Origin of the sequence: Streptomyces sp. MMG1121 (genome assembly GCF_001280015.1) — a bacterium.
Classification (GTDB): domain Bacteria; phylum Actinomycetota; class Actinomycetes; order Streptomycetales; family Streptomycetaceae; genus Streptomyces.
In genome coordinates, this window is record NZ_LGDV01000224.1 from 24,655 (window position 1) to 37,721 (window position 13,067).

11 protein-coding genes and 1 pseudogene are annotated in these 13,067 nt (G+C 67.7%); 6 read left to right on the plus strand and 6 right to left on the minus strand.

Features of this window, described 5'->3' with window-relative positions; translation table 11 throughout:
* Nucleotides 1-106 precede the first annotated feature (106 nt).
* Genes ADK64_RS32940 through ADK64_RS32960 form a run of 5 tightly spaced genes read right to left on the minus strand, consistent with a single transcriptional unit; the run spans nucleotide 107 to nucleotide 5,671 of the window.
* Nucleotides 107-1,171 (minus strand): ABC transporter ATP-binding protein, encoded by a 1,065-nt coding sequence (locus ADK64_RS32940; protein WP_053665127.1) that lies wholly within the window; start codon nucleotides 1,169-1,171, stop codon nucleotides 107-109.
* A complete protein-coding gene (locus ADK64_RS32945; RefSeq protein WP_053665129.1) occupies nucleotides 1,155-2,138 on the minus strand; it encodes an ABC transporter ATP-binding protein in 984 nt (327 codons plus the stop codon). Before ADK64_RS32945 ends, ADK64_RS32940 begins: the two co-directional genes overlap by 17 nt.
* A 7-nt stretch (nucleotides 2,139-2,145) precedes the next feature.
* Complete coding sequence (locus ADK64_RS32950) at nucleotides 2,146-3,126, minus strand: ABC transporter permease (protein ID WP_053665131.1); 981 nt, start codon at nucleotides 3,124-3,126, stop codon at nucleotides 2,146-2,148.
* The gene (locus tag ADK64_RS32955; RefSeq protein ID WP_053665132.1) at nucleotides 3,119-4,042 is read right to left on the minus strand and encodes an ABC transporter permease; all 924 of its coding nucleotides are present in this window, start codon (nucleotides 4,040-4,042) and stop codon (nucleotides 3,119-3,121) included. The genes ADK64_RS32950 and ADK64_RS32955 overlap by 8 nt, the downstream gene beginning before the upstream one ends.
* A gap of 6 nt (nucleotides 4,043-4,048) precedes the next feature.
* Nucleotides 4,049-5,671, minus strand: a complete 1,623-nt coding sequence (locus ADK64_RS32960) for a peptide ABC transporter substrate-binding protein (protein ID WP_053665134.1) — start codon at nucleotides 5,669-5,671, stop codon at nucleotides 4,049-4,051.
* 465 nt (nucleotides 5,672-6,136) lie between these two features.
* Between ADK64_RS32960 and ADK64_RS32965 the strand changes: the two genes are divergently transcribed.
* From ADK64_RS32965 to ADK64_RS32990, 6 genes are all read left to right on the plus strand, one after another.
* A complete protein-coding gene (locus tag ADK64_RS32965; protein ID WP_053665136.1) occupies nucleotides 6,137-7,165 on the plus strand; it encodes an ABC transporter permease in 1,029 nt (342 codons plus the stop codon).
* An 83-nt stretch (nucleotides 7,166-7,248) separates the two neighbouring features.
* Nucleotides 7,249-9,036: an ABC transporter substrate-binding protein gene (locus ADK64_RS32970; RefSeq protein ID WP_053665138.1), complete on the plus strand. Its 1,788-nt coding sequence runs from the start codon at nucleotides 7,249-7,251 to the stop codon at nucleotides 9,034-9,036.
* A 96-nt stretch (nucleotides 9,037-9,132) separates the two neighbouring features.
* Nucleotides 9,133-10,116 carry an ABC transporter permease gene (locus ADK64_RS32975; protein ID WP_053665140.1) on the plus strand — a complete coding sequence of 328 codons (984 nt, stop codon included), beginning with the start codon at nucleotides 9,133-9,135 and terminating at the stop codon, nucleotides 10,114-10,116.
* Nucleotides 10,117-10,127: 11 nt separating this feature from the next.
* Nucleotides 10,128-11,153, plus strand: coding sequence for an ABC transporter ATP-binding protein (locus ADK64_RS32980; RefSeq protein WP_053665142.1), 1,026 nt, complete (start codon nucleotides 10,128-10,130; stop codon nucleotides 11,151-11,153).
* A 26-nt stretch (nucleotides 11,154-11,179) separates the two neighbouring features.
* On the plus strand, nucleotides 11,180-12,238 hold the full coding sequence (locus ADK64_RS32985; RefSeq protein WP_053665144.1) for an ABC transporter ATP-binding protein: 1,059 nt from the start codon (nucleotides 11,180-11,182) through the stop codon (nucleotides 12,236-12,238).
* A gap of 162 nt (nucleotides 12,239-12,400) precedes the next feature.
* Nucleotides 12,401-12,964, plus strand: a complete 564-nt coding sequence (locus tag ADK64_RS32990; protein WP_063789992.1) for a GNAT family N-acetyltransferase — start codon at nucleotides 12,401-12,403, stop codon at nucleotides 12,962-12,964.
* Here ADK64_RS32990 and ADK64_RS47835 read toward each other — a convergent pair.
* A pseudogene (locus ADK64_RS47835) lies at nucleotides 12,950-13,067 on the minus strand (ATP-binding protein); the annotation flags it as partial. The gene ADK64_RS32990 and the pseudogene ADK64_RS47835 sit on opposite strands and share 15 nt — an antisense overlap.

A 13,067-nucleotide genomic window follows, 5' to 3' on the forward strand; every position in this document is an offset into this window, starting at 1 on the left:
CGTTAACACTCAGGCAACTTCACGGAAGCGGTACCGATATACGGACGCGCGAGTCTGAACAGCGTACGGCCGTGCGGGTGCCGTAAGCGGGCCGGGATGCGCCATGTCATCCCGGCCCGCTGCCATGCTCCGGCGTGCCCTCGGGCACCACCTGCTTCTCCTCCGCGAAGTGGCAGGCCGAGTCGTGGGCGGCCGGGCCTGAGGTGCCCCGGAAGGCGGCCGGTACCGCGAGCGCCGGGACCTCCTGGGCGCACCGCTCCCGGGCCTTCCAGCAGCGGGTGCGGAAGCGGCAGCCGGAGGGGACGTTCGTGGGTGAGGGCACGTCACCGCTGAGGATGATCCGCTCGCGGTGGGCGCGGGCCTCGGGGTCGGGGACCGGGACGGCCGAGAGCAGCGCCTGGGTGTAGGGGTGCGTGGGGTGGTCGTAGATCTCCGCGTCGCGGCCGATCTCCACGATCCGGCCCAGGTACATGACCCCGACCCGGTCGGAGATGTGCCGGACGATCGACAGGTCGTGGGCGATGAAGACGTAGGAGAGGTCGAACTCGGACTGGAGCCGGTCCAGCAGGTTGATCACCTGGGCCTGGACCGAGACGTCCAGGGCGGACACCGGCTCGTCGGCGACGATCACCTCCGGGCGCAGCGCGAGGCCCCGGGCGATGCCGATGCGCTGGCGCTGGCCGCCGGAGAACTGGTGCGGGTAGCGGTTGACGTACTCCGGGTTGAGGCCGACCACGTCCAGCAGCTCCTGGACCCTGCGGCGCCTGTCGCCCCTGGGCGCGACCTCGGGGTGGATGTCGTAGGGCTCCCCGACGATGTCGCCGACCGTCATACGGGGGTTGAGGGAGGTGTACGGGTCCTGGAAGACCATCTGGATGTTGCGGCGTACGGCCTTCAGGGCGCGGCCGGACAGCCGGGTGATGTCCTCGCCCTTGAACCGGATGGAGCCGGCCGTCGGGCGCTCCAGGTTGCAGAGCATCTTGGCGACCGTGGACTTGCCGCAGCCCGACTCGCCGACGATGCCGAGGGTTTCGCCCTTCGCGAGGGTGAAGTCGACGCCGTCGACGGCCTTCACGGCGCCGACCTGCTTCTTGAAGAGGATGCCCCGGGTCAGCGGGTAGTGCTTGACGAGCCCGCTGACCTCCAGGATCGGCTCACCGCTCGTCGCCATGCAGGCACTCCCTCCAGAAGTGGCAGGCGCTGCCCCGTACTTCGGACACCTCCTGCAGCGGCGGCTCGTCCGTGCGGCACAGGTCCTGGGCCATCGGGCAGCGGGGGTGGAAGGCGCAGCCGGGCGGGATGTCCGTCAGGTTCGGCGGCAGGCCCTTGATGGCGTACAGCTCCCGGCCCTTCTGGTCCAGGCGCGGGATGGACTCCAGCAGGCCCCGGGTGTAGGGGTGGGCGGGCGCCTTGTAGAGGTCGTGGACGGGCGCGGACTCGACGATCCGCCCCGCGTACATCACGGCGATACGGTCGGCGACGTCGGCGACGACCCCGAGATCGTGGGTGATGAGGATCAGTCCCATCCGGTACTCGCGCTGCAACTCCGCGAGCAGGTCCATGACCTGGGCCTGGACGGTGACGTCGAGGGCGGTGGTGGGCTCGTCGGCGATGACGAGCGCCGGCTCCAGGGCCAGCGCCATGGCGATCATGATGCGCTGGCGCATCCCGCCGGAGAACTGGTGGGGATAGTCCCGCACCCGCTGGGCGGCGCCCGGGATGCGCACCCGCTCCATCAGCTCGACGGCCCTGGCCCGCGCGTCCTTCCTCGACATGCCCCGGTGCACGACGAACATCTCGCCGAGCTGGTCCCCCACGGAGAGCACGGGATTGAGGGCCGACAAGGCGTCCTGAAAGATCATGGCCATTCCGGCCCCCCGGATCCTGCGCCGCTCCTCCTCCTTGAGCCTCAGCAGATCCTGCCCCTGGAAGAGGATCCGCCCCCCGGTGATCCTCCCGGGCGGCATGTCGAGGATCCCCATGACGGCCTGCGCGGTCACCGACTTCCCCGACCCCGACTCCCCGAGCACGGCCAGCGTCTCCCCCTCGTCCACGGCGTACGACACCCCGTTGACGGCCTTGGCGACCCCGTCCCGCATCCGGAACTCCACGTGCAGATCCCGCACTTCGAGCAGCACGACACGATCACCTCAACTTCGGATCGAGGGCGTCGCGCACGGCGTCGCCCAGCATGATGAAGGCCAGGACCGTGATGGCGAGGGCGCCCGAGGGCCACAGGAGGGCGTGGGGGGCGTTGCGGATGTACGGGGAGGAGGCGGAGATGTCGATGCCCCAGGAGACGCTGGGCGGTTTGAGGCCGACGCCGAGGTACGACAGGGTCGCCTCCAGGGCGATGTAGGTGCCCAGCGCGATGGTGGCGACCACGATCACCGGTGCCACGGCGTTCGGGGCGATGTGGCGCAGCAGGATGCGGGTGTCGGAGGCGCCGAGGGCGCGGGCGGCCTGGACGTAGTCGTTCTGCTTGGCGGTGATGACCGAGCCGCGCGCGATACGGGAGATCTGCGGCCAGCCGAGCAGCACCATGAACCCGATGACCGGCCAGACCGTATTGCTCGTCACGACCGACAACAGGACGAGACCGCCGAGGACGACCGGGATGGCGAAGAAGATGTCGGTGATCCGGGACAGGACCGAGTCCCAGACACCGCCGTAGTAGCCCGCCAGACCGCCCAGCACGGACCCGAGGACGGCCACCCCCAGCGTGGCGAGCACGCCGACCGTGACGGACGTACGGGCGCCGTAGACGGTGCGTGTGTAGACGTTGCAGCCCTGACCGTCGTACCCGAACGGCGCGCCCGGGCCCGAGCCGTCCTGGGCCTTGGCCAGGTCGCAGGTCAGGGGGGAGCCGGAGGCGATCGCCGAGGGCCACAGGGAGATGAGGACCAGGAAGAGGATGACCAGCGCGGAGAGCAGGAAGACGGGGTTGCGGCGCAGGTCCCGCCAGGCGTCGGACCACAGGGAGCGTGGTTTGCCGGCGGGGCCGGTGCCCTCGGGTCCCCCCGGAGTCTTCGCCAGGGTCGTCGCCTCGCTCGCCGCGAGGTCCATGGCGCCGCCCATGCCGGTGCCGGCGATCGCGCGCTCGGGCTCGTACGGCTGCTCAGGCATAGCGGATCCTCGGGTCGAGCACGGCGTACAGGAGGTCGACGAGGAGGTTGGCGACGAGGAAGACCAGGACGAGGACCGTCACGAAGCCGACGACCGTCTGGGTGTTCTGCCGCAGGATGCCCTGGTAGAGCTGGTAGCCGACGCCGTGGATGTTGAAGATGCGCTCGGTGACGATCGCGCCGCCCATCAGCGCGCCGATGTCGGTGCCGATGAACGTGACCACGGGGATCAGCGAGTTGCGCAGCAGGTGCCGCAGGACGACCCGGTGCCGGGGCAGGCCCTTGGCGACGGCCGTGCGGACGTAGTCGGACCGCTTGTTCTCGGCGATCGACGTACGGGTGAGCCGGGTGACGTACGCCAGCGAGACCGAGGCCAGCACCAGGCCCGGCACGATCAGCTCGCCGAACGCGGCGTCCGGCGAGACGGCCGGTTTGATCCAGCCCCACTCGACGCCGAGCAGCAGTTGGAGCAGCAGACCGGTGACGAAGGTGGGGACGGAGATCACCACCAGGGTGCCGAGGAGCACCCCCGTGTCGACCGGCCGGCCCCGGCGCAGCCCGGTCACGACGCCCAGGGTGATCCCGATGACGATCTCGAAGAGGATGGCGACGACGGTCAGCCGGATGGTGACGGGGAACGCCGTCGACATCAGCTCGGTGACCTTCTGCCCGTTGAACGCCGTACCGAAGTCGCCGGTGAAGACGTTCCCCATGTACGTGAGGTACTGCTGCCAGATCGGCTTGTCCAAGCCGAACTCCCGCTTCAGCTGGGCGGCGGTCCCCGGGTCGCAGGCCCGCTCTCCGCACAGTCCGGCGATGGGGTCGCCCATCACGTTCACCATGAGGAAGATCAGCAGGGTCGACCCGATGAACACCGGGATCATCTGGAGCAGTCGCCGGACGACATAGCGCCCCATGCCGGCTCAGCTGACCTTGATCTCGTTGTAGACCGGGACGCTGAAGGGATTGAGCGCCACGTCGGACAGCCGCTGGGAGTAGCCGGCGCTGCCGTTCTGGTACCAGAGCGGGATGGCGGCCATGTTGTCGCGCACGACCTCCTCGGCCTTCTGGAAGTCGGCGATCGCCCTCGTGGTGTCCGTCTCGGCGTTGGCCTCGTCGATGAGCCGGTCGAAGTCCTTGTCGGACCACTTGCCGTCGTTGGAGGAGGCGTCGGTGTAGTACAGCGGTTGCAGGAAGTCCTGGATGAGCGGGTAGTCCATCTGCCAGCCCGAGCGGAAGGGGCCGGTCATCTTGTGCTGTCCGATCTGGTTGCGGTAGTCGGCGAAGGTGCCGACGGGGTTGCCGACGCAGGCCTTGCCGTTGCCGAGGGCGTTGTTGATGGAGTTGCACACGGCGTCCACCCACTGTTTGTGCGAACCGGTGTCCGCGTTGTACGTGATCCTGACCTGGCCGCCGGGGATCCCGCCGCCCTCCTTGATCAGCTTCTTGGCCTCGGCGGGGTTGTAGTCGCAGGCGCTGCCGCACAGACCGGCCTTGTAGCCGCCGGCCGGGCCGAGCACCGGGGAGGTCCAGTCGGTGGCCGGGGTGCGGGTGCCACGGAAGATCGTCTGCGTGATCTGCCTGCGGTCGATCGCCCGGGACAGACCGGTGCGGACCTTCTGCGAACCCGGCTTGTTCCAGGCCGGGTCGTAGTAGGGGAAGGCGATGGTCTGGATGATCCCGGCGGGTGTGTTGATGTACCGGTCGCCCAGGTCGCTCCTGACGTTCTTCAGCTGGGCGGCGGGGATGTCGTCGACGAGGTCGAGGTTGCCGGCCATCAGGTCGGTGTAGGCGGTGTTGTTGTCCGTGTAGACCCGGAGGGTCACACCGCCGTTGCGGGCCTTGTCCGGGCCGGGGTAGGCGTCCCACTTCCTCAGGGTCATCTGCGAGCCCTTCGTATAGGACTCGATCGTGTACGGGCCGTTGCCGACGGGCTTGTTCAGCCAGGCCGCGTGGTCGGTGAAGAAGGCGCGGGGCAGCGGGGCGAAGGCCGCGTAGCCGAGGGTGTCGGGGAAGCCGGAGAACTTCTGGTTGAGCTTGACGGTGAAGGTGTGGTCGTCCACCACCTTCAGCCCGGACAGGGTGTCGGCGCTCTGGGTGCCGCTCTCGGGGTGGACCTTGTCGTACCCGTCGATGTAACCGAAGAAGTAGGCGTTCTTCTGGTTGTTCCTGAGGCTCGCCCCGTAGTTCCAGGCGTCCACGAAGGAGCGGGCGGTCACCTTCTCGCCGTTGGAGAAGGTCCAGCCGTTCTTCACCTTGATCGTGTAGTTCTGCGAGTCCGGGGTGTCGATGGACTGTGCGAGCCAGTTCTCGGCCTTGCCGGTCTTCGGGTCGTACTTCTTCAGACCCCGGACGATCATGTCGAGGACCTTGCCGCCCTGCACCTCGTTGGTGTTGGCCGGCTCCAGCGGATTCTGCGGGTCGCCCCATGAGGAGCTGAGCACGGCGGTGCCGACGCTCGACCCCCCGCCACCCCCGCAGCCCGTCGCGGCGAGCGCCACCACCGCCACGCCTGCGGCCTCTCGCGCGTACGCGAATCCACGCATGGCTGCCTCCTCCGCGATCACTGACCCGATACCGGTCAATATCGGCGGATACCGCGCATTCCGCATGCCCGCCGCCGGATTGAGAGGCCTTTAGGGGGACACGTCATCCGAATGCAGGCGCCCACCCGGGGGCTCTCGGACGATCTTGCGCGAGGAGCGCAACAGATCTTCGCGCAACGATGCTGAAACGTTGGATTGTGACGTGCCGATGTACGCATTTCGGCACACCACCGTCCGCATATCGAACGCATTGACCGATTCGCGCAGTTGGTCCGATGTGAAGCACGGAATGATTACAGCGCACTACCCGCGTAGCTACGGAATGGTCAAGTACAGCTAAAGAAGGTAAAGAGAAGACCAAGTAGACCGAGAATTTATTGACCTTGAATGAATTGCGTTGAAAAAGTCCGGCGTAGCCCGTAGGGAGCGCCCTGCGGAGCCTTGACCCACAAGGCACGGAGCATCATGACCACCCCCACCCCTTCCCCGGCCGCCCCACTCGAGGTGACCGACGAAGACAGCGCCGCATCGGCGAAGCCCGGCACCCCGAAGGGCACCGAGAGCCGCTCTCCGGGACGGCTGGCCTGGATCCGCTTCAGGCGGGACCGGACGGGCGTCATATCCGCCTTCGTGGTGATCTTCTTCTTCGTCGTAGGCATCGCGGCGCCACTGATCGCCAAGGTGTACGGCAAGGATCCGTACACGACCTACGGCCAGAACGACCCGAGCCTGCTCAACGACTTCGGCATCCCGGTCAAGCCCAACGGCGGCATGAGCGGGGACTTCTGGTTCGGCATCGATCCGCAGCTGGGCCGGGACGTCTTCACGTTCCTGCTCTACGCCATCCGCAACTCGCTGCTCATCGCCACGGCGACGACCCTGCTGGTGGCCTTCTTCGGTGTCGTCATCGGTCTGACCGCCGGCTACCTCGGCGGCAAGACGGACTACTTCGTCGGCCGGATCATCGACATCCTGCTGGCCTTCCCGCAGACCCTGTTCTTCATCGGCTTCTGGCCGGTGCTGGTCAACATCCTGGTCAAGCCGACCGACGCGACCCCGACCTGGCTCATCGTCGTCTCCCTGATCAGCGTCATGACCGCGTTCGGCTGGGCGCCCATCGCCCGACTGCTGCGCGGTGAGGTACTCGCCCTGCGCGAGCGGGAGTTCGTCGAGGCGGCCAAGGTGACGGGCGCGTCCCCGGCCCGGATCATCTTCAAGGAACTGCTGCCCAACCTGTGGACGCCGATCCTCATTCAGGCGACCCTGGCGCTTCCGATGTACGTGACGGTCGAGGCCGGTCTGTCCTTCCTCGGTGTCGGTCTGAGCGACCCGACGCCGGACTGGGGCGTCATGGTCCAGAACGCGGCCAAGTTCTACCAGAACGACATCACGTACATGCTCTTCCCGGGCCTGGCGATGGTGATCTTCGTCGTCGCCTTCAACCTCCTCGGTGACTCGGTGCGTGACGCGCTGGACCCCAAGGCCAAGCGCTGATCCCTCCTTTTCCCCACCTTCCGGCCCGGGCGACGGGGCCCGCCGGAGCAGTTCGTAACCGTCCTCGACCAGAGCAGGAAGTCATGTCCCTTTCCCGCAGAAACTTCGTCATTGCCACATCGGTCGCGGCCGGCGGCTCCATGGTGCTCTCCGCCTGCAGCAGCGGTGGGGGTGGCGGGAACAGCAGCGGCGGCACCCACGCGGGCACCGACAAGTACACCGGCAGTGTGACCGTCGGCACCAAGGAGGACTCGACGGGCCCCGCCCCCGAGATCCCGGGTGCGCGCAAGGGCGGCAACATCATCGGTATCGGCCCGACCGACTTCACCCACCTGGACCCCCAGCGGATCTACTTCGCCTGGAACTCCGGTGTCGCCAACCTCTACGTCCGTACGCTGACCGGTTACAAGATCGCCATGGACGGCTCCATGAAGCTGGTCGGTGACCTGGCGACCGACGCCGGCACCATGGCCGATGGCGGCAAGACCTGGACCTTCACCCTGAAGGACGGTCTGAAGTGGGACGACGGCAGCGACCTGACCGTCGAGGACATCCGCCACGGCATCGAGCGCGGCTTCGCCAGCTTCACCACCGAGGGCGCGCAGTACGTCCAGACCGCGCTGACCGGCTCCACGGACTTCCGCTCGAAGTACAAGGGCCCGTTCACCGGCAAGCACCTGGACTCCATCGTCACCGACGATGCGAAGAAGACCATCACGCTGAAGCTGAAGGAGGCCCGCCCGGACCTCAACTTCACGCTCGCGATGCACTCCTACGGCGCCGTGCCGGTCGCGCACGACACCAAGGAGAAGTACGACAAGGACCCGGTCTCGGCCGGCCCGTACAAGATCGCTCAGCACTCCGTCGACAAGTCGATGAAGCTGGTGCGCAACCCGCACTGGGACCCGAAGACGGACTCGATCCGCAACGCCTACCCGGACAGCTTCACCTTCGAGTTCGGCACCGAGTCGCTGCCCGCGACCGACCGGCTGATCGCCGAGAGCGGCGACGACCAGTACGCCGTCATGGCGTACAGCGGTGTGCCCGCCGAGCGTCTCCAGAAGGTGCTGACCGACCCCACGCTGAAGAAGCGGACCATCAACGGTCTGCTCAGCGGCCTCTACTACTACGCCATCAACTGCAAGCGCATCACCGACCCGAAGGTGCGCCAGGCGCTCAACTACGCCTGGCCGCTGGAGCAGATCCGCCGCATCTACGGCGGCGAGTCGGCCGGTGACTACGCGACCTCCATCATCAGCCCCGACATCCTGGGCTACGCCCACGAGGACGTCTACGGCAAGCTGAAGAAGCCGCAGGGCGACCCGGAGAAGGCCAAGGCGCTGCTGAAGGAGGCCGGCAAGGTCGGCCAGAAGATCGTCTACACCTACCCCAAGGGTGGCAACGACGCCTACGAGAAGACCAAGGTCGTCATCGTCAACGCCCTGAAGGCGGCGGGCTTCGACCCGGTCGTGAAGGCGGTGGACCAGGGCAGCTACTACGACCAGGTCCAGCAGATCAACAACGAGTTCGACGTGATGTGGTTCGGCTGGTCCCCGGACTGGCCGACCGGTTTCACCGTCATGCAGCCGCTGTTCGACGGCGGCACGATCGCCAACGGCTCCAACAACGTCTCGCAGCTGAACGTGAGCTGGGTCAACGACGCGATCAAGCAGAACGCGGTCATCACCGACCCGAAGCAGGCCGGCGTTGCCTGGGAGGCGCTGGACAAGAAGATCATGACGGAGCTCGCTCCGATCATCCCCGAGACCTTCCAGCGCCGGTTCTACCTGTACGGCTCGAAGGTCGGCGGCGCCCTGTTCGACCCGCTGTTCTCGGCGTTCCTCATGTACAAGCTGTACGTGAAGGCCTGACGCCCCAGTCCGTCCAGGGGCGGGGCGCCGCACACCCGGCGCCCCGCCCGTCCCCCTCCGCCCCCACCACGGCGTCGCCCAGGGAATCCCATCGCCATGTTCCGCTTTCTCGTCCGCCGGGTACTCGGCGCAGCGGTGATCTTGCTGATCATCAGTGCCATCACGTTCCTCCTCTTCTACATCGCGCCGCGTGACCCCGCGCGGATCGCCTGCGGCAAGGTCTGCACGCCGCAGACGCTGGAGCTGGTACGGCACAACCTGGGGATCTCCGATCCGCTGCCGGTCCAGTACTGGCACTGGCTCGAGGGCGTCTTCGTGGGCCGTGACTACGCCTCGTTCGGCCACTGCAACGCGCCGTGCCTCGGCTACTCGTTCCAGAACCGTGAGCCGGTCCTCGGCATGATCATGAACCGCTTCCCGACCACGCTCTCGCTCACCCTGGGCAGCGCGGTCGTCTTCGTCATCTTCGGCGTCGGCACCGGCATGATCGCCGCCGTCAAGCAGGGCAAGGCGCTGGACAAGATCGCCTCCTCGGCCTCGCTGATCGGTTCGTCGCTGCAGATCTACATCGTCGGCATCGTCGCGATGTTCTACCTCTCCGACGAGTGGCACATCCTGCCCCGCCCGAACGACAACTCCGGCTTCACGCAGGACCCCTTGGGCTGGTTCCAGGGCTTCCTGCTGCCGTGGTTCGTGCTGGCGATCATCTTCACCGCCAACTACACCCGTATGACCCGCTCGCAGCTGGTCGAGACGCTGAGCGAGGACTACGTCCGCACCGCGCGGGCCAAGGGCCTGGCGTGGCGCACCGTGTTCTTCCGGTTCGCCTGGCGCGGCGCGATGGGCCCGATCGTGACGATCCTCGGTATCGACCTGGGCTCGCTGTTCGGCGGCGCGATCATCACGGAGGCGACGTTCGGCCTGCACGGCATCGGCGCCGTCTCGGTGAAGGCCGTACAGAACAACGACCTGCCGATGCTGCTCGGTGTCGTCCTGGTCGCGGCCGGCGCGATCGTCCTGTTCAACATCGTCGTCGATGCCGTGTACGCCCTCATCGACCCGCGCGTCCGCCTCGCTTAAGGAGAGACAAGATGAGCACCCCCTTCCTCTCCGTCCGCGACCTCCGCGTGCACTTCTCCACCGAGGACGGCATCGTCAAGGCCGTCGACGGGCTCTCCTTCGATGTGGAGAAGGGCAAGACGCTCGGCATCGTCGGCGAGTCCGGCTCGGGCAAGTCGGTGACCAACCTGGCGATCCTGGGTCTGCACAACCGCGAACGCACCACCATCGAGGGCGAGATCGTCCTCGACGGGCAGGAGCTCCTCACCGCGTCCGAGCGGACGCTGGAGAAGCTGCGCGGCAACAAGATGTCCATGATCTTCCAGGACGCGCTGGCCTCCCTGTCGCCGTACCACACGGTCGGCGCGCAGATCGCCGAGACGTACCGCAAGCACACCGGCGCCTCCAAGAAGGAGGCACGGGACCGGGCGATCGAGATGCTGCGCCGCGTCGGCATCCCGCAGCCCGACACCCGCGTGGACGACTACCCGCACCAGTTCTCGGGCGGTATGCGCCAGCGCGCGATGATCGCCATGGCCCTGGTCTGCGACCCCGAGCTGCTGATCGCCGACGAGCCGACCACGGCCCTCGACGTGACGGTCCAGGCCCAGATCATGGACCTCCTCAAGGACCTCCAGCAGGAGTTCGGCACCGCCATCATCTTCATCACGCACGACCTCGGTGTCATCGCCGACATCGCGGACGACGTACTGGTGATGTACGGCGGCCGGTGCGTCGAGCGCGGCACCAAGAAGCAGGTGCTGAGCAAGCCGGACCACCCGTACACCCTCGGCCTGCTGAACTCGATGCCGAGCCTGGAGGGCCCGGTGGACGTGCCGCTGACGCCGATCCCCGGTTCCCCGCCCTCGCTGCTCAACCCGCCGTCCGGCTGCCGCTTCCACCCGCGCTGCGCGTTCGCCGAGAAGGTCTCGGGCGGTCTGTGCTCGGCCGAGCGCCCGAAGCTCGAGGTGGCGGAGGGCCGCGGCTCCGCGTGCCACCTCACCGCCGACCAGAAGCAGGAATACTTCGCCGACTTCGCCGCAACCCGGCACAACTGACGGACACCAGACGGGACTTCACGACCATGAGCAACACGAACCCCCTCCTGGACGTCTCGGGGCTGACGAAGCACTTCCCGATCAAGGGCGGCTTTCCCATCCGCCGTACGGTCGGCGCGGTGCAGGCGGTGGACGGCCTGGACTTCCAGGTGGCCGAGGGCGAGAGCCTGGGCCTCGTAGGCGAGTCGGGCTGCGGCAAGTCGACCACGGGCCGGCTGATCACCCGCCTGCTGGAACCGACCGGCGGCAAGATCACCTACCGCGGCCAGGACATCACGCACGCGGGCCGCAAGGAGCTGGCGCCGATCCGCTCCGAGATCCAGATGATCTTCCAGGACCCGTACGCCTCGCTGAACCCGCGACAGACGGTCGGCAAGATCATCGCGGGCCCGATGGAGATCAACGGGATCGACCCGAAGGGCGGCCGCGAGAACCGGGTCCGCGAACTCCTGGAGATCGTGGGCCTGAACCCGGAGCACTTCAACCGCTTCCCGCACGAGTTCTCCGGCGGCCAGCGCCAGCGCATCGGCGTGGCCCGCGCGCTGGCCCTGGAGCCCAAGCTGATCGTGGCGGACGAGCCGGTCTCGGCCCTGGACGTCTCGATCCAGGCCCAGGTCGTGAACCTCCTGCAGAAGGTCCAGCGGGAACTGGGCATCGCGTTCGTCTTCATCGCCCACGACCTCGCGATCGTCCGGCACTTCTCGCAGCGCGTCGCGGTCATGTACCTCGGCAACATCGTCGAGATCGCCGACCGCGAGGACCTGTACGGCAACCCGCGCCACCCCTACACCCGGGCCCTGCTCTCCGCCGTACCCGAGGCGACGGTGGACGCGGAGCCGCGCGAGCGCATCCGTCTGGTCGGCGACGTCCCCTCGCCCATCAACCCGCCCTCCGGCTGCCGCTTCCGCACCCGCTGCTGGAAGGCGACGGAGAAGTGCGCGACGGAGGCACCGACGCTGCTCCAGGTGGAGGGCAACAAGCCGGGCCACCTGACGGCGTGCCACTACCCGGAGACGCAGGAGACGATCCCCGCCCCCCGCCTCTCCAAGGACAGCCTCTCCAAGGACCCCGAGGCGGCGGCCTGACACACCCCTTTCCGTCAGCCGTCCCCTTGCGGAACGGACTTTCACCGGCCCATTGACCCGAGCCCATGGACGTCCGATTCCAGGGAAAGAAGGCCCGTGCCGCGCGGTTTCGCGGCACGGGCCTTCGCCTTCGGCATCCGCCGTGGAAGGCAGCGAACCAGCATGTCCGCAACCGCGATCCGCCCCCTGTCCGTCGAGGACAGCGAGGCTCTGACGGTTCTGCACCGCCACAACCGCGACTTCCTGCGCCCCTGGGATCCCCCGCGTACGGACGAGTTCTTCACGGAGGCCGGCCAGCGGGCCGCCGTGGCGAGCGCCCTGCGACAGCGCGAAAACGGAACGAGGTGGCCCGGTGTGATCCTGTACGAGGGCGCCGTGGTGGGCCGGGTCGACCTCAACAACATCCTGCTCGGCCGCCTGCGCAGCTGCTTCATCGGTTACTGGATCTCCGGTGGCCACAACGGGCGGGGCATCGCCACGGACGCCGTCGCGCTGGCCCTGGACGTGGCCTTCCACGACTTGCGGCTGCACCGGGTGGACGCCTTCGCGCGGGTGGACAATCCTGCGTCGTGCCGTGTCCTGGAGAAGAGCGGGTTCCGGACGGTGGGCGTGTCGCGCGGCCACATCCACATCGACGGCCGCTGGCGGGACGACATCTACTTCCAGAAACTGGCCCCCTGGGACGACGGCCTGAGCTTCACGCCTGCCGCCTCACGCCACTCCTAGCTCACACCACACGTACTTCCCTCGATCCCCGAACCGGGCCGACGGCTGCCATCCCCACACCTGCGCACAGGCACGCACCAGCCCCAGCCCCCTGCCGTACTCC

Bases quoted from the DNA above. Each gene is read 5' to 3' on its own strand.
- ADK64_RS32940 (WP_053665127.1), bottom strand. From the start codon at position 1,171: ATGGCGACGAGCGGTGAGCCGATCCTGGAGGTCAGCGGGCTCGTCAAG.
- ADK64_RS32950 (WP_053665131.1), bottom strand. From the start codon at position 3,126: ATGCCTGAGCAGCCGTACGAGCCCGAGCGCGCGATCGCCGGCACCGGC.
- ADK64_RS32955 (WP_053665132.1), bottom strand. From the start codon at position 4,042: ATGGGGCGCTATGTCGTCCGGCGACTGCTCCAGATGATCCCGGTGTTC.
- ADK64_RS32960 (WP_053665134.1), bottom strand. From the start codon at position 5,671: ATGCGTGGATTCGCGTACGCGCGAGAGGCCGCAGGCGTGGCGGTGGTG.
- ADK64_RS32965 (WP_053665136.1), top strand. From the start codon at position 6,137: ATGACCACCCCCACCCCTTCCCCGGCCGCCCCACTCGAGGTGACCGAC.
- ADK64_RS32970 (WP_053665138.1), top strand. From the start codon at position 7,249: ATGTCCCTTTCCCGCAGAAACTTCGTCATTGCCACATCGGTCGCGGCC.
- ADK64_RS32975 (WP_053665140.1), top strand. From the start codon at position 9,133: ATGTTCCGCTTTCTCGTCCGCCGGGTACTCGGCGCAGCGGTGATCTTG.
- ADK64_RS32980 (WP_053665142.1), top strand. From the start codon at position 10,128: ATGAGCACCCCCTTCCTCTCCGTCCGCGACCTCCGCGTGCACTTCTCC.
- ADK64_RS32985 (WP_053665144.1), top strand. From the start codon at position 11,180: ATGAGCAACACGAACCCCCTCCTGGACGTCTCGGGGCTGACGAAGCAC.
- ADK64_RS32990 (WP_063789992.1), top strand. From the start codon at position 12,401: ATGTCCGCAACCGCGATCCGCCCCCTGTCCGTCGAGGACAGCGAGGCT.